22 protein-coding genes are annotated in these 25105 nt (G+C 64.7%); 14 read left to right on the top strand and 8 right to left on the bottom strand.

All coding sequences use genetic code 11. From position 1 onward, the window contains the following. The first annotated feature begins 74 nt into the window (after positions 1-74). The 5 genes from ABDW49_RS15210 to ABDW49_RS15190 all read left to right on the top strand — a co-directional run bounded on the left by ABDW49_RS15210 (position 75) and on the right by ABDW49_RS15190 (position 5940). Positions 75-1571, top strand: coding sequence for an ATPase domain-containing protein (locus ABDW49_RS15210; RefSeq protein ID WP_343612853.1), 1497 nt, complete (start codon positions 75-77; stop codon positions 1569-1571). Continuing rightward, on the top strand, positions 1549-4188 hold the full coding sequence (locus tag ABDW49_RS15205; RefSeq protein WP_343612852.1) for an ATP-binding protein: 2640 nt from the start codon (positions 1549-1551) through the stop codon (positions 4186-4188). The genes ABDW49_RS15210 and ABDW49_RS15205 overlap by 23 nt, the downstream gene beginning before the upstream one ends. Before the next feature lie 24 nt (positions 4189-4212). Further along, positions 4213-4671, top strand: a complete 459-nt coding sequence (locus ABDW49_RS15200; protein WP_343612851.1) for a GNAT family N-acetyltransferase — start codon at positions 4213-4215, stop codon at positions 4669-4671. Between the two features lie 52 nt (positions 4672-4723). Continuing rightward, positions 4724-5494, top strand: a complete 771-nt coding sequence (locus ABDW49_RS15195; protein WP_343612850.1) for a 2OG-Fe dioxygenase family protein — start codon at positions 4724-4726, stop codon at positions 5492-5494. Positions 5495-5580: 86 nt separating this feature from the next. Next, positions 5581-5940 carry a YciI family protein gene (locus ABDW49_RS15190; RefSeq protein WP_343612849.1) on the top strand — a complete coding sequence of 120 codons (360 nt, stop codon included), beginning with the start codon at positions 5581-5583 and terminating at the stop codon, positions 5938-5940. A gap of 43 nt (positions 5941-5983) precedes the next feature. On the opposite strand, the gene lldD is transcribed toward ABDW49_RS15190, so the two are convergent. Genes lldD through ABDW49_RS15175 form a run of 3 tightly spaced genes read right to left on the bottom strand, consistent with a single transcriptional unit; the run spans position 5984 to position 8759 of the window. Continuing rightward, positions 5984-7138, bottom strand: a complete 1155-nt coding sequence (gene lldD / locus ABDW49_RS15185) for an FMN-dependent L-lactate dehydrogenase LldD (RefSeq protein WP_343612848.1) — start codon at positions 7136-7138, stop codon at positions 5984-5986. A 10-nt stretch (positions 7139-7148) separates the two neighbouring features. Then, complete coding sequence (locus tag ABDW49_RS15180; RefSeq protein WP_343612847.1) at positions 7149-7913, bottom strand: SDR family NAD(P)-dependent oxidoreductase; 765 nt, start codon at positions 7911-7913, stop codon at positions 7149-7151. Between the two features lie 36 nt (positions 7914-7949). Continuing rightward, entirely contained in the window at positions 7950-8759 is an 810-nt protein-coding gene (locus tag ABDW49_RS15175; RefSeq protein WP_343612846.1) for an IclR family transcriptional regulator, read from the bottom strand. Between the two features lie 90 nt (positions 8760-8849). Between ABDW49_RS15175 and rhmD the strand changes: the two genes are divergently transcribed. The 7 genes from rhmD (at position 8850) to ABDW49_RS15140 (ending at position 16193) form a co-directional block, all read left to right on the top strand. Beyond that, complete coding sequence (gene rhmD / locus ABDW49_RS15170) at positions 8850-10037, top strand: L-rhamnonate dehydratase (RefSeq protein ID WP_343612845.1); 1188 nt, start codon at positions 8850-8852, stop codon at positions 10035-10037. A 12-nt stretch (positions 10038-10049) separates the two neighbouring features. Next, positions 10050-10898, top strand: a complete 849-nt coding sequence (locus tag ABDW49_RS15165; protein WP_343612844.1) for a fumarylacetoacetate hydrolase family protein — start codon at positions 10050-10052, stop codon at positions 10896-10898. Further along, the gene (locus ABDW49_RS15160) at positions 10895-11647 is read left to right on the top strand and encodes an SDR family NAD(P)-dependent oxidoreductase (protein WP_343612843.1); all 753 of its coding nucleotides are present in this window, start codon (positions 10895-10897) and stop codon (positions 11645-11647) included. The genes ABDW49_RS15165 and ABDW49_RS15160 overlap by 4 nt, the downstream gene beginning before the upstream one ends. Positions 11648-11743: 96 nt before the next feature. Then, complete coding sequence (locus ABDW49_RS15155; RefSeq protein ID WP_343612842.1) at positions 11744-12655, top strand: amidohydrolase family protein; 912 nt, start codon at positions 11744-11746, stop codon at positions 12653-12655. Positions 12656-12667: 12 nt separating this feature from the next. Continuing rightward, positions 12668-12982, top strand: coding sequence for an L-rhamnose mutarotase (gene rhaM / locus ABDW49_RS15150; protein WP_343612841.1), 315 nt, complete (start codon positions 12668-12670; stop codon positions 12980-12982). A gap of 49 nt (positions 12983-13031) precedes the next feature. After that, entirely contained in the window at positions 13032-14102 is a 1071-nt protein-coding gene (gene rhaT / locus ABDW49_RS15145; RefSeq protein WP_343612840.1) for an L-rhamnose/proton symporter RhaT, read from the top strand. 288 nt (positions 14103-14390) lie between these two features. Continuing rightward, on the top strand, positions 14391-16193 hold the full coding sequence (locus ABDW49_RS15140; RefSeq protein ID WP_343614318.1) for a diguanylate cyclase: 1803 nt from the start codon (positions 14391-14393) through the stop codon (positions 16191-16193). Positions 16194-16232: 39 nt separating this feature from the next. Here the strand turns inward: ABDW49_RS15140 and ABDW49_RS15135 are convergent, their stop codons facing one another. Together ABDW49_RS15135 and ABDW49_RS15130 are read right to left on the bottom strand one after the other, a co-directional pair. After that, positions 16233-17258, bottom strand: coding sequence for a M3 family metallopeptidase (locus tag ABDW49_RS15135; protein ID WP_343612839.1), 1026 nt, complete (start codon positions 17256-17258; stop codon positions 16233-16235). Further along, positions 17201-18361, bottom strand: coding sequence for a M3 family metallopeptidase (locus ABDW49_RS15130; protein WP_343612838.1), 1161 nt, complete (start codon positions 18359-18361; stop codon positions 17201-17203). The genes ABDW49_RS15135 and ABDW49_RS15130 overlap by 58 nt, the downstream gene beginning before the upstream one ends. Positions 18362-18553: 192 nt before the next feature. Here ABDW49_RS15130 and ABDW49_RS15125 point away from each other — a divergent pair, with 192 nt between their 5' ends. Beyond that, a complete protein-coding gene (locus ABDW49_RS15125) occupies positions 18554-19681 on the top strand; it encodes an AI-2E family transporter (protein ID WP_343612837.1) in 1128 nt (375 codons plus the stop codon). On the opposite strand, the gene ABDW49_RS15120 is transcribed toward ABDW49_RS15125, so the two are convergent. Beyond that, a complete protein-coding gene (locus tag ABDW49_RS15120; protein ID WP_343612836.1) occupies positions 19668-20360 on the bottom strand; it encodes a hypothetical protein in 693 nt (230 codons plus the stop codon). The two genes, ABDW49_RS15125 and ABDW49_RS15120, sit on opposite strands and share 14 nt — an antisense overlap. Positions 20361-20476: 116 nt before the next feature. Here ABDW49_RS15120 and lepA point away from each other — a divergent pair, with 116 nt between their 5' ends. Next, on the top strand, positions 20477-22279 hold the full coding sequence (lepA, locus tag ABDW49_RS15115; protein ID WP_343612835.1) for a translation elongation factor 4: 1803 nt from the start codon (positions 20477-20479) through the stop codon (positions 22277-22279). Positions 22280-22752: 473 nt separating this feature from the next. Here lepA and hemA read toward each other — a convergent pair whose 3' ends face one another. Both hemA and murI read right to left on the bottom strand, forming a co-directional pair. Then, entirely contained in the window at positions 22753-23967 is a 1215-nt protein-coding gene (gene hemA / locus ABDW49_RS15110; protein ID WP_206243099.1) for a 5-aminolevulinate synthase, read from the bottom strand. Between the two features lie 208 nt (positions 23968-24175). Next, the gene (gene murI / locus ABDW49_RS15105; protein ID WP_343614315.1) at positions 24176-24943 is read right to left on the bottom strand and encodes a glutamate racemase; all 768 of its coding nucleotides are present in this window, start codon (positions 24941-24943) and stop codon (positions 24176-24178) included. Positions 24944-25105 lie beyond the last annotated feature (162 nt).

Genomic DNA, 25105 nt, shown 5'->3' with positions numbered 1-25105 from the left:
AGGCGGAACATTCCACCCATGCCCGCGTTTAACAGGCGCAGCAGGCGCGCCCGAGGCGCCAACGGGCGGGATGCATGACGGACCTCACGATAATTTCCACCGGCAATGCCGGGCTCGACACTGTTCTCAAGGGCGGCATTCCGGCCAATCGGCTCTATCTGCTGGAGGGCGCGCCGGGCTCGGGCAAGACCACGCTGGCGCTGCAGTTCCTGCGCGAGGGCGTGGCAAGGGGCGAGCGGGTGCTCTACATCACCTTGTCGGAAACGCGCGAGGAACTGCGCGTGGTGGCCGCTTCGCATGGCTGGGAACTCGATGGTTTCGATGTGTTCGAGCTGGAATCGACCGAGGGCATTTTCGGTGATGGCCGCGAACAGTCGATCCTCCACCCCTGGGAGATGGAGCTGGGCGAGACGATCCGGCTGATCCAGGACGAGGTCGAAAGGGTCAAACCGGCGCGCGTGGTCTTTGACAGCCTCTCGGAAATGCGGCTGCTGGCGCAGGACCCGCTGCGCTATCGGCGGCAGGTGCTGGCGCTGAAACAGTTCTTCGCGGGGCGCGAGAGCACCGTCATTCTGGTCGATGACATGACCGGGGCGAGCGACACGCGCGATGCCCATCTCCACAGCCTGTGCCACGGCGTCATCACGCTGGAGCGGCTGACGCTGGACTTCGGCGCGGCGCGGCGGCGGATGCAGGTGCAGAAGCTGCGCGGGGTGGATTTCACCGCTGGTTTCCACGATCTGGTGATCCGCAAGGGCGGGGTGGACATCTTTCCGCGCCTCATCGCCTCGGACCATCATACCAGCTTTGTCGGCGATCCGGTGCCCAGCGGCATCGGTGAGCTGGACGATCTGCTGGCGGGCGGCCCTCTGCGCGGCACCAGCACGCTGCTCACCGGCCCGGCGGGATCGGGCAAGACCACCATTGCCCTGCAATATCTCCATGCCGCCTGTGAGCGCGGCGAGCCCTGCACCATCTTCGAATTCGACGAGCGGGTGGGCACGCTGATGGCGCGTGCGAAAGCCTTCGGGCTCGACATCGTCAGCCATGTCGAGGAGGGGCGGCTGACGATCCAGCAGAACGATCCGGCGGAGATTTCTCCCGGCGAATTTGCCGCCCGCGTGCGTTACGAGGTCGAACAGCGCGGCGTGCGCATGATCGTGATCGACAGTTTGAACGGCTATATGGCGGCCATGCCTCAGGAGCAGCAGTTGCTGCTGCAGATGCATGAGCTGCTCTCCTATCTCAACCAGCAGGGGGTGGTCACCTTCCTCATCAATCCGCAGAGCGGGCTGGTGGGCACGATGGCGACCAATCTCAACATCTCCTATGTGGCCGATGCGGTGGTGCTGCTGCGCTTCTTCGAAGTGCAGGGGCGCATCCGCAAGGCGATCTCGGTGCTCAAGAACCGGGGCGGCAGCCATGAGGATGCGATCCGCGAGTTCCGCATCGATGGCAGGGGCCTGCGCGTTGGCGATCCGCTGGAGCATTTCCGCGGCGTGCTGACCGGAACGCCCGAATATCTGGGCAGTGCCGGGCCACTGATGGATGAGCGCGCCAGTGGCGGATGAGCGCCTGAGCGCCAGGCAGCAGGAGGGACGCCGCATTCTGGTCTGCGCGCCTTACGGGCGCGATGCCGCAAGCGTTTCCGTGCTTCTGGAAAGCGAGGGCTATGAGGTCGGCATCTGCGCCGATGTGGCAGGCGTGGGGCGCGCTTTCGACGAGGATATCGGCGCCATCCTGCTGACCGAGGAGTCCCTGCGCGGCGACCTCACCCCGCTGCGCCGCGCTTTCGAGGCGCAGCCGCCATGGTCGGATGTGCCCTTTGTGCTGCTCAAGGCGCCGCGTTCGCCACGCCTTGCGCAGGACCCGGACAGCCCGCTGCGGCTGCTCGACTTTATCACCAACACGGTGGTGCTGGAACGACCGCTGGGCGCGGCCTCGCTGCTCAGCGCGATTGCCTCCGCGATGCGGGCGCGGCGCAAGCAGTTCGAGATGCGCGAGCGCATCCACGATCTGGCCAGCAGCGAAAGCCGGCTGCGTCTTGCCACGGCGGCGGCCAACATCGGTACCTGGGATTTCGACCCGGTCACCCAAAGCCTGCGCTGGGATGAGCGCTGCAAGGCGATGTTCGGCCTGCCTGCCGAGGCCGAGATCAGCTATGAAGGTGCCTTTCTGCGCGGCCTTCACCCCGATGACCGCGCCTTTGCCGATGCCGCCGTGCAAGCCGCGCTCGACCCTGCGGGCGATGGGCAATACGATATCGAATACCGCACCATCGGCCTTGAAGACGGGGTGGAGCGCTGGATCGCGGCGCGCGGCGCCACGGTCTTCGAGAGCGGGCGGGCCGTGCGTTTTATCGGCACCGTCATCGATATTTCGCAGCGCAAGCGGGCCGATGCGGCTTTGTCGGCTTCGGAAGCGGCGCTGCGCGAGGAAAGTCTGGCGCTCGATATTCTCAACCGCACCGGGCAGCGGGTGGCGGCGGAACTCGATCTCGATACGCTGGTGCAGGCGGTGGTCGATGCCGGACGCGAACTGACCGGGGCGGAGATTGCCGCCTTTTTCTACAACCGCGTCGATGAGGATGGTGAGCGTTATCTGCTCTACAGCCTGTCAGGCGCGTCGATCAGCGATTTCGAGACATTCCCCATGCCGCGCAACACCGCCGTCTTCAGCCCCACTTTCGGGGGCGAGGGCGTGTTGCGCTCGGGCGATATCACCAAGGACCCGCGTTACGGACACAATGTGCCGCATCGGGGCATGCCCAAGGGGCATCTGCCGCTGGTCAGCTATCTGGCGGTGCCGGTGACCTCGCGGTCGGGCGAGGTGATTGGCGGGCTGTTCTTCGGCCATCTCCAGCCCGACCGTTTCGATGAGCGCTCCGAAAGGCTGGCGCTGGGTCTGGCGGCGCAGGCCGCGACCGCCATCGACAATGCCCGTCTGATGCAGGCCCAGCAGCGCCTCAACCAGACGCTGGAGCAGAAGGTGGCCGAGCGCACCCAGGCGCTGGAAAACGAGATGGCCATGCGGGCCAGCACCGAAGCCGCGCTGCGTCAGGCCCAGAAGATGGAGGCGGTGGGCCAGCTTACCGGCGGCATCGCGCATGATTTCAACAATATGCTCTCCGGCGTGATCGGCGGGCTGAACCTGATCAAGCGGCGCATCGCTTCCGGGCGGCTGGAGGATCTCGACCGCTTTATGGAGGCGGCGACCACCTCGGCGCATCGTGCCGCCGCGCTCACCTCGCGGCTGCTGGCCTTTTCGCGGCGCCAGTCGCTCGATGCGCGCTCGGTGGACATCAACGCTCTGACCGAGGCGCTGAGCGACCTGCTGGCGCGCACGGTGAACGAGAACATCGCGCTGCATATCCTGCCCGACGAGGGCGCACCCCATGCCATCGTCGATGCCAATCAGCTTGAGAACGCCATCCTCAATCTGGCGATCAACGCGCGCGACGCCATGCCCGAGGGCGGGCAACTGACCGTCAGCGTCAGCACCGCCGAGCTGGATGCGCGCGACACGGCGGCCACCCCCGGTGTCGAGGCGGGGCGCTATGTGGTGATCGCCGTGTCGGACACGGGCGTCGGCATGGCGCCCGAGGTGATGGACAAGGTGTTCGAACCTTTCTTCACCACCAAGCCGATCGGGCAGGGCACGGGGCTGGGTCTCTCGATGGTCTATGGCTTCGCGCGGCAGTCGGGCGGGCAGGTGCGCGTCCATAGCCAGCTTGGGCAGGGCACACGGGTCAGCCTCTATCTGCCGGTCAGCGACAGCGATGCCGATGCGCTGGGCGAGGGGCCGGCCCTTGTGCCGGAAGGGCAGGGGCAGATCGTGCTGGTGGTCGAGGATGATCCCTCGGTCCGCCTGCTGGTGCGCGAGGTGCTGGAGGAGCTGCATTATGTCGCCGTCGAGGCGGGCGATGCGGTGCAGGCGATCCCGATCCTGAAATCGGGGCAGCGGCTGGACCTGATGGTGTCCGATGTCGGTCTGCCGGGGATGAACGGGCGCCAACTGGCCGAGGTGGCGCGTGAGCATCGCCCGCATCTGCCGATCCTCTTCGTGACGGGCTATGCCGAGAATGCCGCGATCCGCGCCGGTTTTCTGGGCACCAATATGGATATGATCACCAAGCCTTTCGCGCTCGATTCGCTGGCTGACAAGATCCACAGGATGATCGCGCGCTGAGCAGCCGTCTGATAGGCTGCGCCGATGTATCAGATTCGACAGGACGATCTTTCGGGCGAGCAGACCCGCGCTCTGCTGGCATTGCATCTGGCGGGCATGCAGGCCAATTCCCCGCCCGAGGCGGTTTTTGCGCTCGACCTTTCGGGCCTTCAGGTGCCCGAGGTGACGGTGTGGAGCGCCTGGCAAGGCGACCGCATCGCCAGCATCGGCGCGTTGAAAATGCTGGATGCGGGGCAGGCCGAGATCAAGTCGATGCGCACCCATCCCGATTTTCTGAGGCAGGGCGCGGGGGCCGCGGTGCTGCACACCATCATCGCCCATGCGCGCGACAGGGGCCTCACACGGCTGAGTCTGGAAACCGGCAGCGGGCCGTCCTTTGACGCCGCGCTGGCACTGTATCGGCGCAGCGGCTTCGCCAATGGCCCGGCTTTTGGCGGGTACGAAGCCAGCGCCTTCAACCAGTTCCTGCATCTGGACCTGTAATCGGGCCGATCACCCTCTTGCCTTGACGGGGGAAAGGTCCACATTGCGGGGCATGACGTCCACGTTTTCCGCTTCGACCGCCGCCGCTGCCACGATTGCCGATGCTCTGGGTGAGGGCGGTTTCGTCCATGTGCCCGCGCCCGGCGTGCAGCAGGCCTTGGGCTGGAGCGAAGAAGAATGGGCAGCCTTTGCCGCCAGTTGGGATGAGCTTGGGCCCGATGGCTATATGGCCGATGGCGGGCGCTATCGCCTGCGCCGCCATGGCACCTTCGCGGTGCGGGGCGCAGAAGCGCAACGCGGGGCCCATCAGCCGCATTTCCAGTCGCGGGACTACAATCCGCTCAACGGCGGCGTGCAGCGCTGGTTCGAGCCGCTGAAGGATGAAGCCGCCGATAGCCCGGTGCTGCGCGCGATCTTTGAAACCTTCACGCCGGTGTTCACGGCGCTGGATGGTCGCGATCCGGCCACCAGCTGGCACAGTGAGGTCCACCAGTTTCGCATCGAAACCTCGCCCACCGAGACCGGCCGCCCCACGCCCGAGGGCTTTCACCGCGATGGCGTCGACTGGGTGCTGGTGATGCTGATCGACCGCCGCAATGTCGAGCAGGGCGAAACCGAGATCGCCGATCTGCATGGCGCTCCGCTGGGCCGTTTTACGCTGGGCGCGCCGGGTGAGGCGGTGCTGCTCGATGACCGGCGGATCATGCATGGCGTTACGCCGATCCGGCCCATCGCGGCGGATCAGCCCGCTTTTCGCGATGCCTTGGTGGTGACGTGGCGCGCAGGCGATGAGGCCATGGTCTTGCCCGAGGATGCGGTGTAACCTCTCCCACGGCTTTTGTTGTCGCATCGCTTTTGCGAAAAACCGGTTTCCACGTTTTCGCACGATGCTTTGGGGGGAGAGTTGCGATGCGGGTGATGGTGCTGGTCAAGGCCACGCGGGACAGCGAGGCCGGTTCCCCTCCCGATCCGGCGATGCTGGCCGCGATGGGGCGTTTCAACGATGAGCTGCGCGAGGCCGGTATCCTGCGCGCCGCCGATGGGCTGCGGCCTTCCTCCGATGGCAAGCGGGTCGCCTTCGATGGCGCCAGCCGCACGCTGATCGACGGGCCTTTCGAGCACACCAGCGAACTGGTCGCCGGTTTCTGGCTGTGGGAGGTGAAGGATCTGGAGGAGGCCGTCGCATGGGTGAAGCGCTGCCCCAACCCCATGCCCGGCCCCAGCGAGATCGAAATCCGCCCGCTCTATGAAATGAGCGATTTTATCTGAAAGCATGTTTTGCGCCCCTCACGCGGGAGGAGCGCAAAACGGATTACAGGCTGGGCACGTTCACCAGCGCCTCGCGGGTGATGTCCTCGATGCGGGTGCAGCCGGTCAGCGCCATGGCGACGCGCATTTCGGCCTCGATCAGGCGCAGCATATGGGCCACGCCCTCCTGCCCGCCGCCGCTCAGCGCATAGACCCAGGCCCGGCCCAGCAGCACGCCTTTCGCGCCCAGCGCCAGCATCCGCACCACATCCAGACCCGAACGCACGCCGCCATCGGCCAGCACCGTCAGCCTGTCGCCCACGGCATCGGCGATCACGGGCAGGGCGCGCGCGGTGGAGGGCACGCCGTCCAACTGCCGCCCGCCATGGTTGGAGACCACAATGCCATCCGCGCCCAGATCGGCGGCGTTGCGCGCATCGGCCTCATCAAGGATGCCCTTGATGATCAGCGGGCCGTCCCAGGTCTCGCGGATGAAATCGAGGTCGCGCCATGTGACCGAGGGGTCGAAATTGTTGCGCATCCAGGCGAAGAAATCTTCCAGCCCGGTGTTCTCCTTCAGCACGGGCGCGACATTGCCCAGTTGATGCGGCTTGCCGTTGATCCCCACATCCCACGCCCAGTCGGGATGCATCGCGCCCTGAAACCAGCGTCGCATATCGCCCAGCAGTCCGGGCGCCCCGGCAAGGCCCGAATGATAGTCGCGATAGCGCGAGCCGGGCACCGGCATATCCACGGTGAAGACCAGCGTGGTGCAGCCTGCCGCCTTCGCCTGAGCCAGCAGATCGCGCATAAAGGCGCGGTCGCGGATCATATAGAGCTGGAACCAGAAGGGCTGGCTGCTGGCCGCCGCCACCTCGGCAATCGGGCAGACCGAGACGGTGGAGAGACAGAAGGGCACGTTCGCCGCATTGGCCGCGCGCACCGCCTGAGTCTCGCCGCGCCGCGCATTCATGCCGGCAAGGCCGATGGGGGCGAGCGCCACCGGCAGGCTCTGCTCGTGGCCGAAGAGGGTGGTCGAGAGCTTCAAGGCCGAGACATCGTTGAGCACCCGCTGGCGCAGCGCGATATCCTCCAGATCGGCGACATTGCGGCGCAAGGTCACCTCGGCATAGCTGCCCCCGTCGATGTATTCGAAGAGGAAAGGGGGCAGGCGGCGGCGCGCCAGCTCGCGATAGTCGAGCGCGGATGCGGCTTTCATCGCTTCGCCCTTACTGCAGGTTCACGAAAGCGCCGCCATCGACCAGCAGCGCCGCACCGGTGACATACTTCGCCATATCGGAGGCGAGGAAGACGATGGGCCCGGCCAGATCGTCAGCCTCGCCCAGACGGCCCAGCGGCACGCGGGCGGCCATGCGATCGCGCTTTTCGGTGTCGGCCAGATCGTCCTTGTTGATCTCGGTCAGGATCGTGCCGGGCAGCACCGAGTTGCAGCGGATGTTGTGCTTGCCAAGGGCAATGGCGGCGCTCTGCATCAGCGAATGCACACCGGCCTTGGTGGGGGTGTAATGGGTCTGGAACTCACCGCCCACCAGCGCCGAGATGGAGGACACCGCCACGATGGCGCCACCGTTGCCCTGCTTCACCATCTGGTTGGCGGCGGCCTGCACCATGTAATAGGCGCCATGGAGGTTCACCTGAAAGGTGCGGTCCACCACCTCGACCGGCATGTCGAGGAAGGCGTGGAAGGGGCAGATCCCGGCATTGGTCACGAAGACATCCACGCCGCCCAGAGCCTCCACCGCCTTGCTCACGAAATCCGTGGCCGTGGCCGGATCGGCGACATCGCCCTGCACGGCCAGACCCTTGCGGCCGAGAGCTTCGATCTGCGCGATGACCTGCTGGGCGCGCGCCTCGCTGCTGGCATAGTTGATCGCCACATCGGCGCCCTGCCGGGCGGCTTCAACAGCGGCGGCCGCGCCGATGCCGGTCGATCCACCGGTGATCAGAACGCGCTTTCCTGCCAGCAATGTCATCAAATTCTCTCCTGAAATATCGTTGAAATCCGGGGTCTAGGGTGTGGGGCTGAAGCCCAGCTCATGGCTGATGGCCTGCGCTGTGGCGCGCACCTCGGCAATCAGGCCGGCCATGCGCTCGTCATCCATATATTGCGCCGCGCTCGACACGCTGATCGCCGCGACGATCTTGCCCGAGGCATTGTGCACCGGTGCCGAAACGCAGCGGATGCGGTCCTCGTTTTCCTCAAGGTCGAAGGCATAGCCGCCCCTGGCATAGTCGCGCATGCGCTGCTGCCACAGTTGCGCATCGGCGGGCGGGGCGCCTGCGGCCTGATCCAGCGTGAAGCGCTGGGCCAGCCAGCTTTCCGACTCGTCGAGGATCAGCGCCTTGCCAAGGCCGGTGCAGGTCAGCGGATGGCGTTCCCCCACGCGGCTGGAGATGTTGATGCGGCGGCGGCCGGGGATCTTGTCGAGATAGAGCGCGCTGGCGCGATCCGCATCGAGCACGCCCAGATGCACCGTATCCTCGGTCAGCGCGCCCAGCGACTCGAGATGCGGGCGGGCGAGCTGGATGATGTCGGCCTGCTCGCTGGCGCGGTGGCCCAGCGCCAGCATGCGCGGCCCCAAACGGTAACCGCTGCGCGGCGTGTTGGCCAGAAAACCACGGTCCACCAGCGCGCTGGCCAGGCGATGCGCGGTGCTTTTGGTCAGCCCCAGCTTCTCGGCCAGTTCGGTGGCGGTCAGGCTCTGGTCGGCCACAGCCTCGATCACGTCGAGCCCGCGCATCAGCGTTTGCGCGCCGCCTCCTGCAGGGGCGGATTCGTTGGCGCTGTCGCCGGAGGGAGGGTTGGTGGTTGACGTCATGATTTCCATATCCTAAATCATATTCCCACGATGTGGCAAGATGCTGTGCGATGAAAGAGCGCAGCCGCCGTCGCCGACGAGGATGAACCTATGCCCTTTCCACGTATCAAGCACGTTCGCGCCTTTACCGCAAAAGGCGGCGGGGCCGACTATCACGATCAGGGCGCGGGCCACTGGATCGACGACCATATTTCGACCCCGATGGCCAAATACCCCGAGTATCGCCAGTCGCGCCAAAGCTTCGGCATCAATGTGCTGGGCACGCTGGTGGTGGAGATCGAGGCCGAGGATGGCACCGTGGGCTTCGCGGTGACGACGGGCGGCGAACCAGCCTGCTACATCGTGGAAAAGCACCTCTCGCGCTTTCTGGAAGGGCGCGACCCGCGCGAGGTCGAGAAGATCTGGGATCAGATGTATTTCTCGACCCAGTATTACGGCCGCAAGGGTCTGGTGGTGAACGCCATTTCCGGCGTCGATCTGGCCTTGTGGGACCTGCTGGGCAAGCTGCGCGATGAGCCGGTCTATCATATGCTGGGCGGCGCGGTGCGTGACGAGTTGCAGTTCTACGCCACCGGCGCGCGCCCCGACATCGCCAAGGAACTGGGCTTTATCGGCGGCAAGATGGCGCTGCACCACGGCCCCGCCGAGGGCGAGGAAGGCCTCCACAAGAACATCGCCGAACTGGCCGAGATGCGCAGCCGCGTGGGCGACGATTTCTGGCTGATGTTCGACTGCTGGATGTCGCTGGATGTCGAATACGCCACGCGCCTTGCCCATCGCGCCTGGGACGAATGCGGCTTGAAATGGATCGAGGAGGCGCTGAGCCCTGACGATTACTGGGCCTATCAGAAGCTGAAGGCGAACGCGCCCAAGGGCTTGCTGGTCACCACCGGCGAGCATGAATCGACCCGCTGGGGCTTCCGCATGCTGATGGATATGGAATGCTGCGACATCATCCAGCCCGATGTGGGCTGGTGCGGCGGCGTGACCGAGCTGATCAAGATCGCCAATTACGCCGACAGCAAGGGCGTGATGATGGTGCCGCACGGGTCGTCGGTGTACTCGTATCACTTCGTCATCACGCGCCACAACTCGCCCTTCGCCGAGTTCCTGATGATGCATCCCGGACCGACCGAGATCGTCCCCATGTTCGCCCCGCAGCTTCTGGGCGAGCCGGTGCCGGTCAATGGCCGCATCAAGGCCAGCGCGCTCGACAAGCCCGGCTTCGGTGTCGAGCTGAACCGCGACATTCCGCTTCATCGTCCCTACGCCCGTTAAGGAAACTTCCCCATGAAACTCGTTCGTTACGGCGCCAAGGGCGCTGAAAAGCCCGGTCTGGTCGATGCGCAGGGCAAGATCCGCGATCTCTCGGCCCATGTGGCTGACATCACCGTCGATACCATCGCTCAGGTCGCGGGCATCGATGCCGCCAGCCTGCCGGTGGTGGAAGGTGACGTGCGCTATGGCGTGCCGGTGAAGGGCATCGGCAAGATCGTCGCCATCGGCCTCAACTACCGCGACCATGCCATCGAATCGAACCTGCCGATCCCCTCCGAGCCGATGATGTTCATGAAGGCGGTCTCCAGCCTGACCGGCCCCAACGACTTCGTGATGCTGCCCGAGGGTTCGACCCATGGCGACTGGGAGGTCGAGCTGGGCTTTATCGTCAGCAAGACCGCGCGTTACGTGTCGGAAGAGGACGCTCTCGACCATGTCGCCGGTTACGTGCTGGCCAATGACGTGTCGGAGCGCTTCAACCAGAAGGAGCGCGGCACGCAGTGGTCGAAGGGCAAGGGCCATGACACCTTCTGCCCCGTCGGCCCCTGGCTGGTGACGCCCGAGGACATCGCCGATCCGCAGGACCTGCCGATGTATCTCGATGTGAACGGCGAGCGCATGCAGACCGGCAACACCAAGACCATGATCTTCGATCTGCGCCAGCTCATCAGCTATGCCAGCCGTTTCGTCACGCTGGAGCCGGGCGATCTGGTCATCACCGGCACCCCTCCGGGCGTGGGCGAGGGCAAGAAGCCCGAGAAGATCTTCCTCAAGGCCGGTGACGTGATGGAACTGGGCATCGAGGGCCTTGGCACGCAGCGTCAGGATGTCGTCGCCTTCGATTTGGCGAAGCTGGCATGAGCGCGGTCTACGCGGGCCGTTACAGCGGCCGGGCCGCCATCGTCACCGGCGGGGCCAGCGGCCTCGGCAAGGCGGTGGCCGCGCGCATCGTGTCCGAGGGCGGCACCGTCGCCCTCTGGGACGTGAACGCTGACGCTCTGGAGGCCGCCAAGGCTGAAACCGGCGCCAGCTTCACCGTGGCGCTGGATGTCAGCGATGCCGATGCCGTGGCCGCCGCTGCCGAGGCCAGCGTGAAGGCGCTGGGCAAGGTCGATGTGCTGGTCTGCTCGGCGGGCATCACCGGGGCGACCGTGCCGGTGCATGAGTTCCCCATCGACAGCTGGCTGCGGGTGTTCGACATCAACGTCAACGGCCTGTTCTATTGCAACCGCGCCATCGTGCCGCATCTGCTGGCCAATGGTTACGGGCGCATCGTCAATGTGTCGTCGGTAGCGGGCAAGGAAGGCAACCCCAATGCCAGTGCCTACAGCGCCAGCAAGGCGGCGGTGATCGGCCTGACCAAGAGTCTGGGCAAGGAGCTGGCGGGCAAGGGCGTGATCGCCAACGCCCTGACCCCGGCCACCTTCGAAAGCCCGATCCTGGCGCAATTGCCCCAGTCGCAAGTCGATTACATGCGCAGCAAGATCCCCATGGGCCGTCTGGGCGAGGTGGAGGAATCCGCCGCGATCATCTGCTTTATGGCCAGCGAGGAATGCTCCTTCACCACGGCGTCGACCTTCGACACCTCGGGCGGGCGCACCACCTATTGATCGGGCGATCCGGCGGGACCCCACACAGACGGGGCCCGCCGGTCAGCCTATGTTGCCGCATCGTTTTGCACGATGCTCCAGCAGGGAGCAGGACCCATGGGAGCGATCCCCTTTGTTGATGCGCATATCCATCTCTGGAATCTCAACCATCTGCGCTATGCGTGGCTGACCGGGCCGTTTGACGACAACGGCCCCAACGGCAGTGTCGAGGCGATCGCGCAGGATTACCTCACCGCCGACTACCGCCGCGATCTGGCCGAGTGGAACCCGGTGGGCGCGGTGCATGTCGATGCCGGAGCCGATGGCGATCAGGCCATCGACGAGACGCATTGGCTCAACGGTCAGGCCGAGCAGGATGGGGCCTTTCCCACCGGGCTGGTGGCCTTTGCCGCGCTGGACAATCCGCAGATCGACATTCTGCTGGCGGCTCAGGCGCGCCACAGAAGGGTGCGGGGCATCCGCCATATCGTCAACTGGCATGCCGATCCCAAGCGCAGCTACACGCCGCGCGACCTCACGCAGGATGCGGCATGGCAGGCTGGTTACGCGAAGCTGGGCGAGCATGGCCTGTCCTTCGATCTGCAGTGCTATCCGGGACAGTTTGCGGGTCTGGTGCCGCTGATCGCGCGCCATCCCGAGATCCCCGTCATCATCAACCATATGGGCATGCCGGTGATCACCGATGCCGATGGGCTTGAAACATGGCGCAAGGGGCTGGCGGCTCTGGCCGCTCTGCCGCATGTCTCGATCAAGCTGTCGGGGCTGGGTTTTATCCGGCGCGACTGGGATCAGGCGCTGGTGCTGCCGCTGCTGCGCGAGGTTGTCGATATCTTCGGCACGCAGCGTTGCATGATCGCCAGCGACACGCCCACCGACAAGCTGTTCGCCCCGCTGCCGCGCTATCTGGAGGCCTATCGTGCCTTCACCGCAGGCTTCAGCGAGGGTGAGCAGCGCGACCTGTGGGGCCGCAATGCCAATCGTATCTACCGCCTCGGCCTCGACCTTTAAGGACTAGCGGATATGGACAAGATCGCCTTCAGGATGACCCTCAAACCGGGCCATCTCGACGAATACCGCAAGCGCCATGACGAGATCTGGCCCGATCTGGTCGAGGCTTTGAAGGCTGCGGGCATCCGCGACTATTCGATCCACCACGATGCCGAGACCAACGCGCTTTTCGCCACGCTCTGGCGCGAGAAGGGGCATACGATGGATGCTCTGCCCTCGCTGGAGGTGATGCAGCGCTGGTGGACCTCCATGGCGCCGCTGATGGAAACCAATGCCGATGGCTCGCCGGTCAGCGTGCCGCTGGAGACCGTCTTCCACCTCGACTGACCCGACAACGCCAACAGGGGCAGGCAAAAGCCGCTCCGGGAGAGACCAAATGGATGCCAACCCGCTGATCGGCGTGTTCTACCACTGGCTGGGGGGCCTGTCCTCGGCCAGCTTCTATGTGCCCTATCGCGGCATCAAGCGCTGGAACTGGGAGATTTTCTGGCTGACCGGCGGCATCTTCTCCTGGGTGGTGATGCCCTGGGTGATGGGCTCGATCCTGGTGCCCGACCTGTTTGGCATCATGGCGGAAATCCCGGCGCGGATCGTCGGGCTTTGTGTGCTCTTCGGGGTGATGTGGGGTTTTGGCGGGCTGACCTATGGTTTGACGATGCGCTATCTCGGCCTCTCGCTGGGTATGGCGGTGGTGCTGGGACTGTGCACGGTGTTCGGCACGCTGATCCCGCCGCTGGTGCAGGGCGATTTCGCGGCCAAGCTGCTCGATACGCTGTCGGGCCGGATCGTGCTGCTGGGGCTGGGGATCACCGTGCTGGGCATTTGCGTGGTGGCCATGGCGGGCGCTGCCAAGGACCGCGCCCAGTCACCCGAGGAAAAAGCCGCCACCGTGGCCGAGTTCAACTTCCGCAAGGGCATCCTTGTCGCGATCTTCTCGGGCGTGATGTCGGCCTGCTTCGCCTTCGGGCTGGCGGCAGGCGAGCCGGTGAAGGCGATCGCCGCCGCCCATGGCGCGGGCCCGCTGTGGACCGGCCTGCCGGTGCTGTGTCTGGTGATGTTCGGCGGGCTGCTGACCAATGGCGTATGGTGCCTGATCCTGACACGCCGCAATGGCTCGGCAGGGCAGTGGCTGGGGCGGGGTGAGGCCCAAGGTGAAACTGCGCCCGCCCCTCTGGCGTTCAATTACGCACTGGCGATCCTTGGTGGGTCGCTGTGGTATTTCCAGTTCTTCTTCTACACGATGGGTGAGAGCAATATGGGGCGCTACGGCTTTTCGAGCTGGGTGCTGCATATGGCGAGCATCATCATCTTCGGCACGCTGTGGGGTTTTGCGCTGAAGGAATGGAAGGGCGCCAGCGCGGGCGTGAAAGCCACGGTAGTGGGCGGTATCGTCATCCTGCTGGCGGCCACGGTGACCATCGGTTACGGCAACCGCCTGGGCGGCTAAACCGGGCGCAGGCGGAGCGTTCGGGCACACCGATAGGGCGCCACTGAGGCTTCGCCGGAAGACGTCATGGGAGCGCGAGGGGATAATCCCCTCGCATCTTCCTTCCCCCTATTCCGACTTTCACTTGCGACAAACCGAAGCGCAATTTCCTAGATTTTAACCATTTTGATGGGTTTTTAAGGCATGCCTCCTTCATCGCGCCCGATGCGATGGATGAGGATGACGGAGTTTTCCTTGGCTGGATCGCTCTCCCGCCGGATCATGGTGTTGTGCGGCATGGTCTGCGCCATGCTGGTGCTGTTTGCCGCCTTGCTGCTCGACGAGGCGGGGCGGATGCACAGCAGCCTGGGCTGGGTCGCCCATTCTTCCGAAGTGCTCAAGACCGCCAATCAGGCGATGGGTCATCTGCGCAACGCGGAAGGGGGGGAGCGCGGCTTCCTGCTCAATCGCGATGCCGATCAGGCCACGCTGGTTGACAGCGAGGGCCTGCTGGCCCGGCGCGCTGCGGCCTCCATCGCCCAGTTGACGCTCGACAACCCTTCGCAGAACGCCCGCGCCCAGAATGTGCGCGCGCTGATCGATGAGCGTGCCGCCAATCTGCACCTCTCGGTCGAACAGATCCGCAAGGGCGATCCCGAACAGGATGCCACCACCGCGCGCGGGCGGCTGCTGATGCTGCTGGTCGAGGCGCGGCTGGGCGATTTCCTCACCGAGGAGCGCATGCTGTCCAACACGCGCATGGCCACGGCGGGCTCGCATCTTGACGGCATACGCTGGCTGGTGCTGGGCGGCGTGCCGATCGCTTTGCTGCTGGTGGTGCTGATGGGGCTGGTGCTGATCCGCCGGATCCGCCGCCCGGTCGAGGCGATGGTGGCGGTGATGAGCCAGCTTGGCGCGGGTGAGCGCATCGAGGGCGCAATGGGCTCGCAGGAGTTCGAGCGGCTGGCGCAGGGCTATAATGCGATGGCCGATGAGCTGGCGATGGCCGTCTCCGATCAGAACAACATCGAGGAGCGGCTGCGCCTCGCCAACCTTGAACTGAGCCGTAACGGCGAGGAGCTGCGCGAGCGCGGCGAGGTGATCGAGCTTTTGGGCGGCATGGCGCATCGCATGCAGGCGGCGCGCACCGATGAGGAGCTGGCCTCGGTGATCCGCGTCTTCGTGCCGCGCGTGCTGACCGACATGCCCGGCGCGCTCTATGCCCATAACAATTCGCGCAATCTGCTGGTGCCGATCGCGGCATGGGGCGGGCTGGAGGTGGAAAGCGGCGGCTTTGCCCCCGACCAGTGCTGGGCCTTGCGGCGCGGCCAGAGCCATTTCGTGACCCAGCCGGGGGCGGACATCGTCTGCGCCCATGTGCTGGGCAGCGCCGAACCTCACCCCGAGCCTTACCATTGCGAACCGCTGCTGGCGGGCGGCGAGGTGATCGGCGTGCTGTATCTCAAGGGCGTGGTGAAGGCCGACAACCGCTTCCGCATGACGGTGCTGACCGAGAACATCGCCTCGGCCCTGGTCAACCACCGCCTGCAGCGCGGCCTGCGCGAACAGACCATCCGCGATCCGCTGACCGGCCTGTTCAACCGCCGCTATATGGAGGAAACGCTGGCGCTGGAGGTGGCGCGTGCCTCTCGCTCGGGCGGAGCGCTCAGTCTGGTGATGTGCGATGTCGATCACTTCAAGCGCTACAATGACGAATTCGGCCATGATGCGGGTGACGCGGTGCTTCAGGCGGTCTCCGCCGAGATGCGCAAGCGTTTCCGCGACGGCGATGTGATCTGCCGCTTCGGAGGGGAGGAGTTCACCATCATCGCGCCGGGCACCACCGCCGATATTCTGGCCGGGCGGGTCGATCTGGTGAGGCAGGCGATCAGCGAGCTGGCGGTCCATCAGGGCGGGCGGACGCTGGGTGCGGTGACCATGTCCTTCGGCATCGCAAGCTGGGACGAGAGCATGGAGCGCGACGGATCGACGCTGATCACCGCTGCTGACGCGGCGCTTTATCGCGCCAAGCGCGATGGGCGCAACCGCGTGGCGGTGGACCAGCGCCTGCTCGACAAGGTTCGCGAAAAGGCTGAAGCCGAGGCCGGCTGACAGGCAGGCGGGATGCCGGGGCACCCCGCCTGATGTGGCTCAGGGTTTCGGCGCGGTCAGGCCATGCTCTTCCAGCATGGGGCCGACTTCGGGATCCTTGCCGTAGAAGGCCTTGAACATCGCGCCATAATCCTGCGTGTAGCCCTTGCTCAGGATCATGTCGCGGAAGCGCTGGCCGTTTTCGGCGGTCAGGCCACCGTGTTCGGTGAACCACTGGAAGGCGTCGTCCGCCAGCATTTCCGTCCACAGATAGGCGTAGTAGCCCGCGGCGTAGCCGTTACCCCAGATGTGCTGGAAATAGCTGGAACGGTAACGCGGCGGCACGTAGCTGAGATCGACCTTGTCTTTTTGCAGCGACTCGGCCTCGAACTTGTCCACGTCCTGCTGCGGCTGGTCGGCCGTCAGCATGTGCCAGTGCATATCCAGCAGCGCGGCGGACAGCAGCTCGGTCATGCTGTAGCCCTTGTTGAACTTGTCGGCCTTCTTGATCTTGTCGACCAGTTCCTGCGGCATCGCCTCGCCGGTCTGGTAGTGCTTGGCGAAGTGGCTGAACACTTTCGGATCGCTGACCCAGTGCTCGTTGAACTGCGACGGGAACTCGACGAAGTCGCGCGCGGTGTTGGTGCCCGACAGGCTCGGGTATTCCTGATCGGCGAACATGCCGTGCAGCGCGTGGCCGAACTCGTGGAACATGGTGATTACGTCGTCATACGACAGCAGCGCCGGCTGGCCCGGCGCCGGTTTGGTGAAGTTGGCGACGTTGTAAATCACCGGCTTGGTGCCGTTGAGCTTCGACTGATCGACGAAGTTGCTCATCCAGGCGCCGCCGCCCTTGTTGTCGCGCTTGAAGTAGTCGGTGTAGAACAGCGCCAGCGATTTGCCGTCCTTGTCGAACACTTCATACACCTTGACGTCCGGCTGGTAGACCGGAATGTCCTTGCGCTCCTTGAAGCTGATGCCGTACAGCAGGTTGGCGGCGTAGAACACGCCGTTGTTCAGCACGTTGTTCAGCTCGAAGTAAGGCTTGATCTGCGACTCGTCCAGATCGTACTTGGCCTTGCGCACCTGTTCGGCGTAGACTGCCAGTCCCAGGCCTGCACCTTGAAATCGCCTTTCTGCTGGTCGATCACCGCCTGAATGTCCTTGGCCTCACGCTCGGCGCGCGCGGTGGCCGCCGGTACGATGTTGCGCATAAAGCTCAGCGCGGCATCCGGCGTCTTGGCCATCTGGTTTTGCAGTTTCCAGGCGGCGTAGTTCGGGTAGCCCAGCAGCTTGGCCTGCTCGGCGCGCACCTTGGCCAGACGGGAAATGGTCTGGCGGGTATCGTTGCCGTCGCTCTTCTCCGCACGCGTCCAGGAGGCGTCGAACAGCGCTTGGCGGGTATCGCGATCTTTCAGGCTCTGCAGCAGCGGCTGTTGCGTGGTGTTTTGCAGCACCAGCAGCCACTGTTTCTCCAGCTTGCGTTCGGCGGCCGCCTGCGCCGCCGCAGCCAGCTCGCCTTCCGACAGGCCGGCCAGCTTCGCCGGGTCGGTCATGGCCAGCGCCCCGGCCTTGGCGGCGGCGAGCAGCTTCTGCTGATAGCTGGTTTCCAGCCCCGCCAACTGGGTGTTGAGCGCCTTCAGCTTGGCCTTATCGGCAGAGCCAAGCTGCGCGCCCGCATGCACGAAGCTGCGGTAATAGATGGTGAGCACCTGCGTCTGTTCGGCGGTCAGCTTCAGGCTGGCGCGGCGCTCCCACAGGGTTTTGATCCGGGCGAACAGCTTGGGATCGAGGTTGATCGCATCCTGATGCTGCGCCAGCTTGGGCGAGACATCGGCCTGCACCTTGTCGAGCACATCATTGGTGTTGGCCTGCACCACACCGAAAAACGCCAGGCTGACGCGGTCGAGCATCCGGCCCGAGGTTTCCAGCGCGCCGATGGTGTTGTCGAAGGTGGGGGCGGCGGGGTTGTCGGCGATCTTGCGGACCTCGGCCAGATGCTGGGCCATGGCGGTCTCGAAAGCGGGGGCATAATCGCTGTCGTGGATCAGATTGAAGGGCGGCGCCTGAAAGGGCAGGGTGCTGGGCGCGGCAAAGGGATTGGCGGTCTGCGCGGCAGCCGGAACGGCAAAGGCGGCAAGCGCGCTGCCGGCCATCAGCAGGGCGGCGCGAAACAGGGGATGGGCCATGGGGAAGGCTTTCTCTGCAATGAGGTTCTCCGCAAGGTAGCGGAACTGATGCGGAGTTGAGCAAGGCCGGTGCGCAAAGGCAAGGTTTGAAAACACATTTGCCCCAGCCTCGAAGCGCTTGATCCGGCATTCGGCCCGGCGATCCGCAACAGTGGGTGGCGCCCCGTCACCGCATGGGTTAGCCTGACCCTCATGCATGAAGATCATGAAAGCTCGCCCCCCGGCACATGGTTCGCCAACCGCCCACGCTTCCTGTCACGCGGGCAAGGCATCGCCGGGCTGGTCGCGGTGGTGGCGCTGGTGCTCGCAGGCTTGTGGACGCTGCATCCCTTTTTGCCCGCGCTGGGCTGGGGCAGCATCTTCGCTATCTCGCTCTGGCCGGTCTATGAGCGCAGCGTGCAGCGCTGGCCGCGCGGCGAGAAGGTACTGCTGCCGGCCGGTTTTACCCTGCTGATCCTGCTGGTTTTCGTCATTCCTTTGGTGATGGTGGCCGCCGCTCTGGTGCATGACAGCGCGGCGGTGGCGCAATGGCTGGCCGTGGCGCGCCAGCAGGGTGTTCCCGCGCCCGATTTCCTGCAGCACCTGCCTTACAGCGATCAACTGATGACCTGGTGGCAATCGGCGCTGGCCACGCCCGAGGCGATCAACCGGCTGGCCCATCATGCCACCGGCGTGCCGATCGGCAAGGGCGGCAAGATTTTGAGCGGGCTGGCGCATCGCTTCCTGCTGCTCAGCTTCATGCTGATGACGCTGTTCTTCCTGCTGCGCGACGGGCGCCGGGTGGCGGAATCGCTGCGCATCGGCAGCCGCCGTGGCTTTGGCGAGGCGGGCGAGCGGGTGATCCATCAGGCAACGCAGGCCATTCGCGGCACGGTCAACGGTCTGGTGATCGTCGGCTTTGGCGAGGGCGTGCTGCTGGGCGTGACCTATGGCTTTGCCGGGGTGAGCCATGCCGCGCTGCTGGGGCTGGTGACCGGGCTGCTTTCGGCCATTCCCTTTGGCGCGACCATCGCGCTGATCGCGGCTGTCGCGCTGCTGGCGGCCAGCGGCAGCATTGCCGGTGCCGTGACGGTGGGGGTGATCGGCGGGATCGTGGTCTTTGTGGCCGACCATTTTGTGAGGCCGGTGTTCATCGGCGGATCGACGCGACTGCCGTTCCTCTGGGTGCTGCTGGGCATTCTGGGTGGGGTGGAGACCTGGGGCCTGATCGGGCTGGTTATGGGCCCGGCGGTGATGGCCGTGCTGATGCTGCTGTGGCGTGAGTGGGTGGGGGCGGTGAAGGGGCCGCTCAACCCGGAGGCGCCCGTCAGCGGCGATTAGGCGCGGGTTTGCGGGGCTTTGGTTTGGGACTGGGGGCAGGCCGGTTGTGCGCCCGCTCCTCCTGTTCTTCTTTTGACTGCACCCACATCGGGAAAGGTGCCATGCAATAGGCCGGGGGCAGGCTTTCCTCCATGGGCGGCGGTATAATCGCGCCTGGCGACCGATCTGGGGGCCTGCTTGTCGGATCGCATCGCGCCAGTGATTGGCCAGTCAACCTGACCCAGCGCTCCTTCATATAGGCGACCGCCGCCATAAGATCGGCGGATTTCGCCTGAATTTCTCCGCGCCATTCCGCCCAATCCGCCGCAGGAAGGCGGCAAAAGCGTACCAGGCTCTCCAGCGAATGCTCGAGGTTGGCTGTCGTCGATACAGCCTCATAGAAGCTGACCCCAACCGAGCCCTGACATTGCCAGTGGGTGGAGCGGATGCTCAATTGGCCGTCATCTGTAATCGCAATGTCGCCGGCGGTTACGGACAGCGTGACATCCTTGTGCCATGGGCTCCATGTCCAGCCATGCTCCCAGTCCTGGATCGGGTGTACTTCCTTGTAGGTCACCGCACCAAAGCTCCGACTCTCCTCCATGCTGGGCACTGGCGGCCTTGGTGGCGGAAGAATGGCCGCCGCCGTCCCAGGCAGCAGGCCGATCAGGCAGGCCAGAGCAGCAAGAAAGGCTTTCATCACACTCCCCCGTTCAGCCCGTGACAGACGGGCCAAGCGCTGCTAACGGCACAGGCTTGTGCGCTCTGCCCCGAAAAGGCAGGTCGGCGCGGCGAACTCCTGCGATAAAGACACTCATGACCGACCTTGCCAAGATCCGCAATTTCTCCATCATCGCCCATATCGACCATGGCAAGTCGACGCTGGCCGACCGGCTGATCCAGTTCACCGGCGGCCTGCAAGCCCGTGAAATGAGCGAGCAGGTGCTCGACAACATGGACATCGAGAAGGAGCGCGGCATCACCATCAAGGCGCAGACCGTGCGCCTGAACTACAAGGCCCATGATGGCGAGACCTATGAGCTGAACCTCATGGACACGCCGGGCCATGTGGACTTCGCCTATGAGGTTTCGCGCAGCCTTGCCGCCTGCGAGGGCGCGCTGCTGGTGGTGGACGCGGCGCAGGGCGTGGAAGCGCAGACGCTCGCCAACGTCTACCAGTCGATCGAGCATGACCATGAGATCGTGCCCGTCATCAACAAGATCGACCTGCCCGCCGCCGAGCCCGAAAAGGTCAAGGCCGAGATCGAGGATGTGATCGGGCTGGATGCCTCCGAAGCCGTGCTGGCCTCGGCCAAGGCGGGCATCGGCATCGAGGAAATCCTTGAGGCGGTGGTCAAGAAAATCCCCGCGCCGCAGGGTGACCGGGCCAAGCCTTTGAAGGCCATGCTGGTCGACAGCTGGTATGACCCCTATCTGGGCGTGGTCATTCTGGTGCGCGTGATCGATGGCGTGATCAAGAAGGGCCTGCAGGTCAAGTTCATGGCGGGCGGCACCGATCACCTGATCGACCGCGTCGGCTGCTTCACGCCGAAGCGCGAGGAACTGGCCGAGCTGGGGCCGGGCGAGATCGGCTTTATCACCGCGCAGATCAAGGAAGTCGAAACCGCCAAGGTGGGTGACACCATCACCACCCAGAAGGGCGGCGCGACCGAGGCTCTGCCGGGCTATAAGGAAGTGCAGCCGGTGGTGTTCTGCGGGCTGTTCCCTGTGGACGCAGCCGATTTCGAAAAGCTGCGCGAGAGCATTGGCAAGCTGCGTTTGAATGATGCTTCGTTCTCGTTCGAGATGGAGAGCAGCGCCGCGCTGGGCTTCGGTTTCCGCTGCGGTTTCCTCGGCCTGCTGCATCTGGAAATCATCCAGGAGCGTCTGAGCCGCGAATACGATCTGGATCTCATCACCACGGCGCCCTCGGTGGTCTATCGCATCACCATGAAGGACGGCTCGGTCAAGGAGATGCACAATCCCTCCGACATGCCCGATCCCGTCAAGATCGAGACCATGGAAGAGCCCTGGATCAAGGCCACCATCTACACGCCCGACGAATATCTGGGTTCGATCCTGAAGCTGTGTCAGGACCGCCGTGGCATCCAGACGGGGCTGACCTATGTCGGCGGGCGCGCTCAGGTGAATTACGAGCTGCCTCTGAACGAGGTGGTGTTCGACTTCTACGACCGCCTGAAGTCGATCTCGCGCGGCTATGCCAGCTTCGACTATGAGCAGATCGGCCTGCGTGAAGGCGATCTGGTGATGATGAACATTCTCGTCAACAATGAGCCGGTCGATGCGCTGTCGATGATCGTCCACCGTTCGCAGGCCGACCCGCGCGGTCGCCAGTTGTGCGAGCGCCTGAAGGACCTCATCCCCCGCCACCTCTTCAAGATCCCCATTCAGGCCGCCATCGGCGCCAAGGTGATCGCGCGCGAAACCATCGCCGCCATGCGCAAGGACGTGACCGCCAAGTGCTACGGCGGCGACATCAGTCGCAAGAAGAAGCTGCTCGACAAGCAGAAGGAAGGCAAGAAGCGCATGCGCGAGTATGGCTCGGTCCAGATCCCGCAGGAGGCCTTTATTGCCGCGCTGCGCATGGGCGAGGAATAAGCGCTTACCCGTCCCGAAACGGAACTTTTGCGGGCCTCACGCACTCCATGGCCACACGGTTGAACACATCAACCCAGCCATGGAGGTTCGCGATGCGCTCTGCTATTCTCTGGTTTATCGGCGTGCCTGTCCCGGTCATCCTGCTGCTCGCCTTGTGCACGCATCATCTTTGAGATTGCGCAGGGGGCTTTAAGGGAAAAGAGAAAAGCGAGGGGGTTACCCCCTCGCGCTCCCATAACGTCTTCCGACGAGAAAGCAGTGGTGCCGAACTGGTGCGCCCAGGCGCTCCACCTGCGCTCGCCAAGGCGCCACAGGCAATCAGATCCAGATTTGAACGCCAGGTTTGCGCGCGGCACGTCCTGCCTGCGGCGCTAAGAACCCGTGCGAACCCGATAGGTTATGCGCAAGGTGGACATTAAAGGGAGCGCGAGGGCGATGGCCCTCGCATCTTCACTTTTCCTGAAAACCCTGAATCAAGCCGCCAGCTTCAAATCCATCCGGTCCCAGATTTCCACCAGAGCCTTGGTCAGCTCTTCCATCATGGCCTCGGTATGCGCCGGGCCGGGGGTGAAGCGCAGACGCTCGGTGCCGCGCGGCACGGTGGGGAAGTTGATCGGCTGGACGTAGACGCCGTATTCGGCGAGCAGGATGTCGCTGATCTTCTTGGCCTTCACCGGATCGCCCACCATCAGCGGCACGATATGGGTGGTGCTGTTCATCACCGGCAGGCCGGCTTCACGGAACAGGCTCTTCAGCTTGGCGGCGGCGGCCTGCTGGCCATCACGCTCCACGCTGGAGGACTTGAGGTGCCGCACGCTGGCCAGCACGCCCGCCACCAACACCGGCGACAGCGAGGTCGTGAAGATAAAGCCGGGCGCGTAGGAGCGGATCACATCGATGATGCGGGTATCGGCCGCGATATAGCCGCCCATCACGCCGAAAGCCTTGCCCAGCGTGCCCTCGATGATGTCGATGCGGTGGGCGGCATTGTCGCGGTCGGTGATGCCGCCGCCGCGCGGGCCGTACATGCCGACAGCGTGAACCTCGTCGATGTAGGTCAGGGCATTGTACTTTTCGGCGAGGTCGCAGATCTCGTGGATGGGGGCGATGTCGCCGTCCATCGAATAGACGCTCTCGAAGGCGATCAGCTTGGGAAGGGCAGGGTCGGTTTCGGCCAGCAGTTCCTCAAGATGCTCGAGGTCGTTGTGGCGGAAAACCTTCTTCTCGCAGCCCGAATTGCGGATGCCGGCGATCATGCTGGCGTGGTTCAGCTCGTCCGAGAAGATCACGCAGCCGGGCAGGATCTTGGCCAGCGTGGCCAGAGTCGCCTCATTGCTGACATAGCCCGAGGTGAAGAGCAGCGCGCCCTGCTTGCCATGCAGATCGGCCAGTTCGGCCTCCAGATCGACATGGTAATGGGTGTTGCCGCCGATGTTGCGCGTGCCGCCAGAGCCCGCGCCCACATCGTGCAGCGCTTCCTCCATGGCGGCGATCACCTTGGGGTGCTGGCCCATCGCAAGGTAATCGTTCGAGCACCAGACGGTGATCGGCTTGGGGCCATTGTGCCCGGCAAAGCAGCGGGCGTTGGGATAGGCACCCTTGTTGCGCAGGATGTCGATGAAGACGCGGTAGCGGCCCTCGGTGTGGAGGCGCTGGATCGCTGAATCGAAAATCTGGTCGTAATTCACGAGTGCATTCATCCTGCTGGCGCCCCTTTTTCTCGGGGCTGCCTCCCTATGCCCCATAGCGGGGCCCCCGCAAAATGACCAGAGTCAAAGACAGTGATCGCTTATGAGGATGACAGGACTTTAGTGCCCTGTCAGTAGGCATTTAGGCCGGTTGTGCAGAAATGTGCATTGTGTGTTGCGCTTTGAGCAAGCCTGATGTTCGAAAATTTCAGAAGCGCGCAACGCTTTCCAGCCCGCGCAGGCGCAATGCGGGCATCAGCGCGCTGTCGCCGTCCGATCCGGTGAACAGTGCGCTGTCGGCATGGGCGCGCGCAAAGCTCTGGCCCCGCGTCAGGGAGGCGATGCGCCGGGCAATCCCTTGCGCACCATCGATAAAGCGCACGCCGGGGCCGAAGACTTGCCCCAGCTCCTCGATCAGCAGCGGGAAATGGGTGCAGGCCAGCACCACCGTGTCGATCTCTTCGCCGCCGGGCTGGCTGCGCAGGCCGTTAACCGCACGCTCGATCACGGCCTGGTCCACCGGCGCCCCACGCAATTTGGCCTCGGCGGCGGCGACCAGTTCGCCCGCGCCATGGCGCAGCAGGCGCTTGCCCTGCGCGAATTCGGTCTCCAACTGGTCGACATAGGTCTGGCGGACGGTGGCGGCGGTGCCCAGCAGGCCGATGGTGCCGGTCTGCGTCATGGCGGCGGCAGGCTTGATGGCGGGCACGGTGCCGACGATGGGCACCTCCAGCACCTCGCGTACGCTGGCCAGCGCGATGGTGGAAGCCGTGTTGCAGGCGATGCAGACCAGACGGGGCTTCAGCCTCTCGGTCATCCGCCCCAGCAGGCCCGAGACGCGCGCGGCGATCTGGGCTTCGCTCTTTTCGCCATAGGGCAGCCCTGCCAGATCGGCGGCATAGATCACCGGAGCATCGGGAAGCTGCGCCCGCAAGGCGTCCAGCACCGTCAGCCCGCCCACGCCCGAATCGAACATCAGCACCGGCGCGGCGGGATCGATATCTGGCTGTGTCACGTCGTTTCAGGGCCTTGGGCAGGAGATCCGGGCCTCCGCTTCTAGGGTGTGCCCGCGCAAAAAGCAAAGACAGGGCTTTCCTGTGGCGGTGCGCGGGCGCTACAAGGGCCGGGCAGGGGAGAG

The sequence above is a fragment of the Novosphingobium sp. genome (assembly GCF_039595395.1).
Lineage (GTDB): Bacteria > Pseudomonadota > Alphaproteobacteria > Sphingomonadales > Sphingomonadaceae > Novosphingobium.
The sequence above is the reverse complement of the archived record's forward strand: the minus strand, read 5'-3'. Positions and strand labels throughout refer to the sequence as shown.

What these genes read in the sequence shown, in the direction of transcription:
- ABDW49_RS15140 (WP_343614318.1), top strand. Translation starts at nt 14,391, where the DNA reads ATGCTGGTGCTGTTTGCCGCCTTGCTGCTCGACGAGGCGGGGCGGATG.
- murI (WP_343614315.1), bottom strand. Translation starts at nt 24,943, where the DNA reads ATGTTCGATTCGGGCGTGGGCGGGCTGACGGTGCTGGACGCCTTGCGG.
- ABDW49_RS15175 (WP_343612846.1), bottom strand. Translation starts at nt 8,759, where the DNA reads ATGACGTCAACCACCAACCCTCCCTCCGGCGACAGCGCCAACGAATCC.
- rhmD (WP_343612845.1), top strand. Translation starts at nt 8,850, where the DNA reads ATGCCCTTTCCACGTATCAAGCACGTTCGCGCCTTTACCGCAAAAGGC.
- lepA (WP_343612835.1), top strand. Translation starts at nt 20,477, where the DNA reads ATGACCGACCTTGCCAAGATCCGCAATTTCTCCATCATCGCCCATATC.
- ABDW49_RS15165 (WP_343612844.1), top strand. Translation starts at nt 10,050, where the DNA reads ATGAAACTCGTTCGTTACGGCGCCAAGGGCGCTGAAAAGCCCGGTCTG.
- ABDW49_RS15130 (WP_343612838.1), bottom strand. Translation starts at nt 18,361, where the DNA reads ATGGCCCATCCCCTGTTTCGCGCCGCCCTGCTGATGGCCGGCAGCGCG.
- lldD (WP_343612848.1), bottom strand. Translation starts at nt 7,138, where the DNA reads ATGAAAGCCGCATCCGCGCTCGACTATCGCGAGCTGGCGCGCCGCCGC.
- ABDW49_RS15155 (WP_343612842.1), top strand. Translation starts at nt 11,744, where the DNA reads ATGGGAGCGATCCCCTTTGTTGATGCGCATATCCATCTCTGGAATCTC.
- ABDW49_RS15205 (WP_343612852.1), top strand. Translation starts at nt 1,549, where the DNA reads ATGAGCGCGCCAGTGGCGGATGAGCGCCTGAGCGCCAGGCAGCAGGAG.
- rhaM (WP_343612841.1), top strand. Translation starts at nt 12,668, where the DNA reads ATGGACAAGATCGCCTTCAGGATGACCCTCAAACCGGGCCATCTCGAC.
- ABDW49_RS15210 (WP_343612853.1), top strand. Translation starts at nt 75, where the DNA reads ATGACGGACCTCACGATAATTTCCACCGGCAATGCCGGGCTCGACACT.
- ABDW49_RS15120 (WP_343612836.1), bottom strand. Translation starts at nt 20,360, where the DNA reads ATGAAAGCCTTTCTTGCTGCTCTGGCCTGCCTGATCGGCCTGCTGCCT.
- ABDW49_RS15200 (WP_343612851.1), top strand. Translation starts at nt 4,213, where the DNA reads ATGTATCAGATTCGACAGGACGATCTTTCGGGCGAGCAGACCCGCGCT.
- ABDW49_RS15180 (WP_343612847.1), bottom strand. Translation starts at nt 7,913, where the DNA reads ATGACATTGCTGGCAGGAAAGCGCGTTCTGATCACCGGTGGATCGACC.
- ABDW49_RS15125 (WP_343612837.1), top strand. Translation starts at nt 18,554, where the DNA reads ATGCATGAAGATCATGAAAGCTCGCCCCCCGGCACATGGTTCGCCAAC.
- ABDW49_RS15195 (WP_343612850.1), top strand. Translation starts at nt 4,724, where the DNA reads ATGACGTCCACGTTTTCCGCTTCGACCGCCGCCGCTGCCACGATTGCC.
- rhaT (WP_343612840.1), top strand. Translation starts at nt 13,032, where the DNA reads ATGGATGCCAACCCGCTGATCGGCGTGTTCTACCACTGGCTGGGGGGC.
- ABDW49_RS15190 (WP_343612849.1), top strand. Translation starts at nt 5,581, where the DNA reads ATGCGGGTGATGGTGCTGGTCAAGGCCACGCGGGACAGCGAGGCCGGT.
- ABDW49_RS15160 (WP_343612843.1), top strand. Translation starts at nt 10,895, where the DNA reads ATGAGCGCGGTCTACGCGGGCCGTTACAGCGGCCGGGCCGCCATCGTC.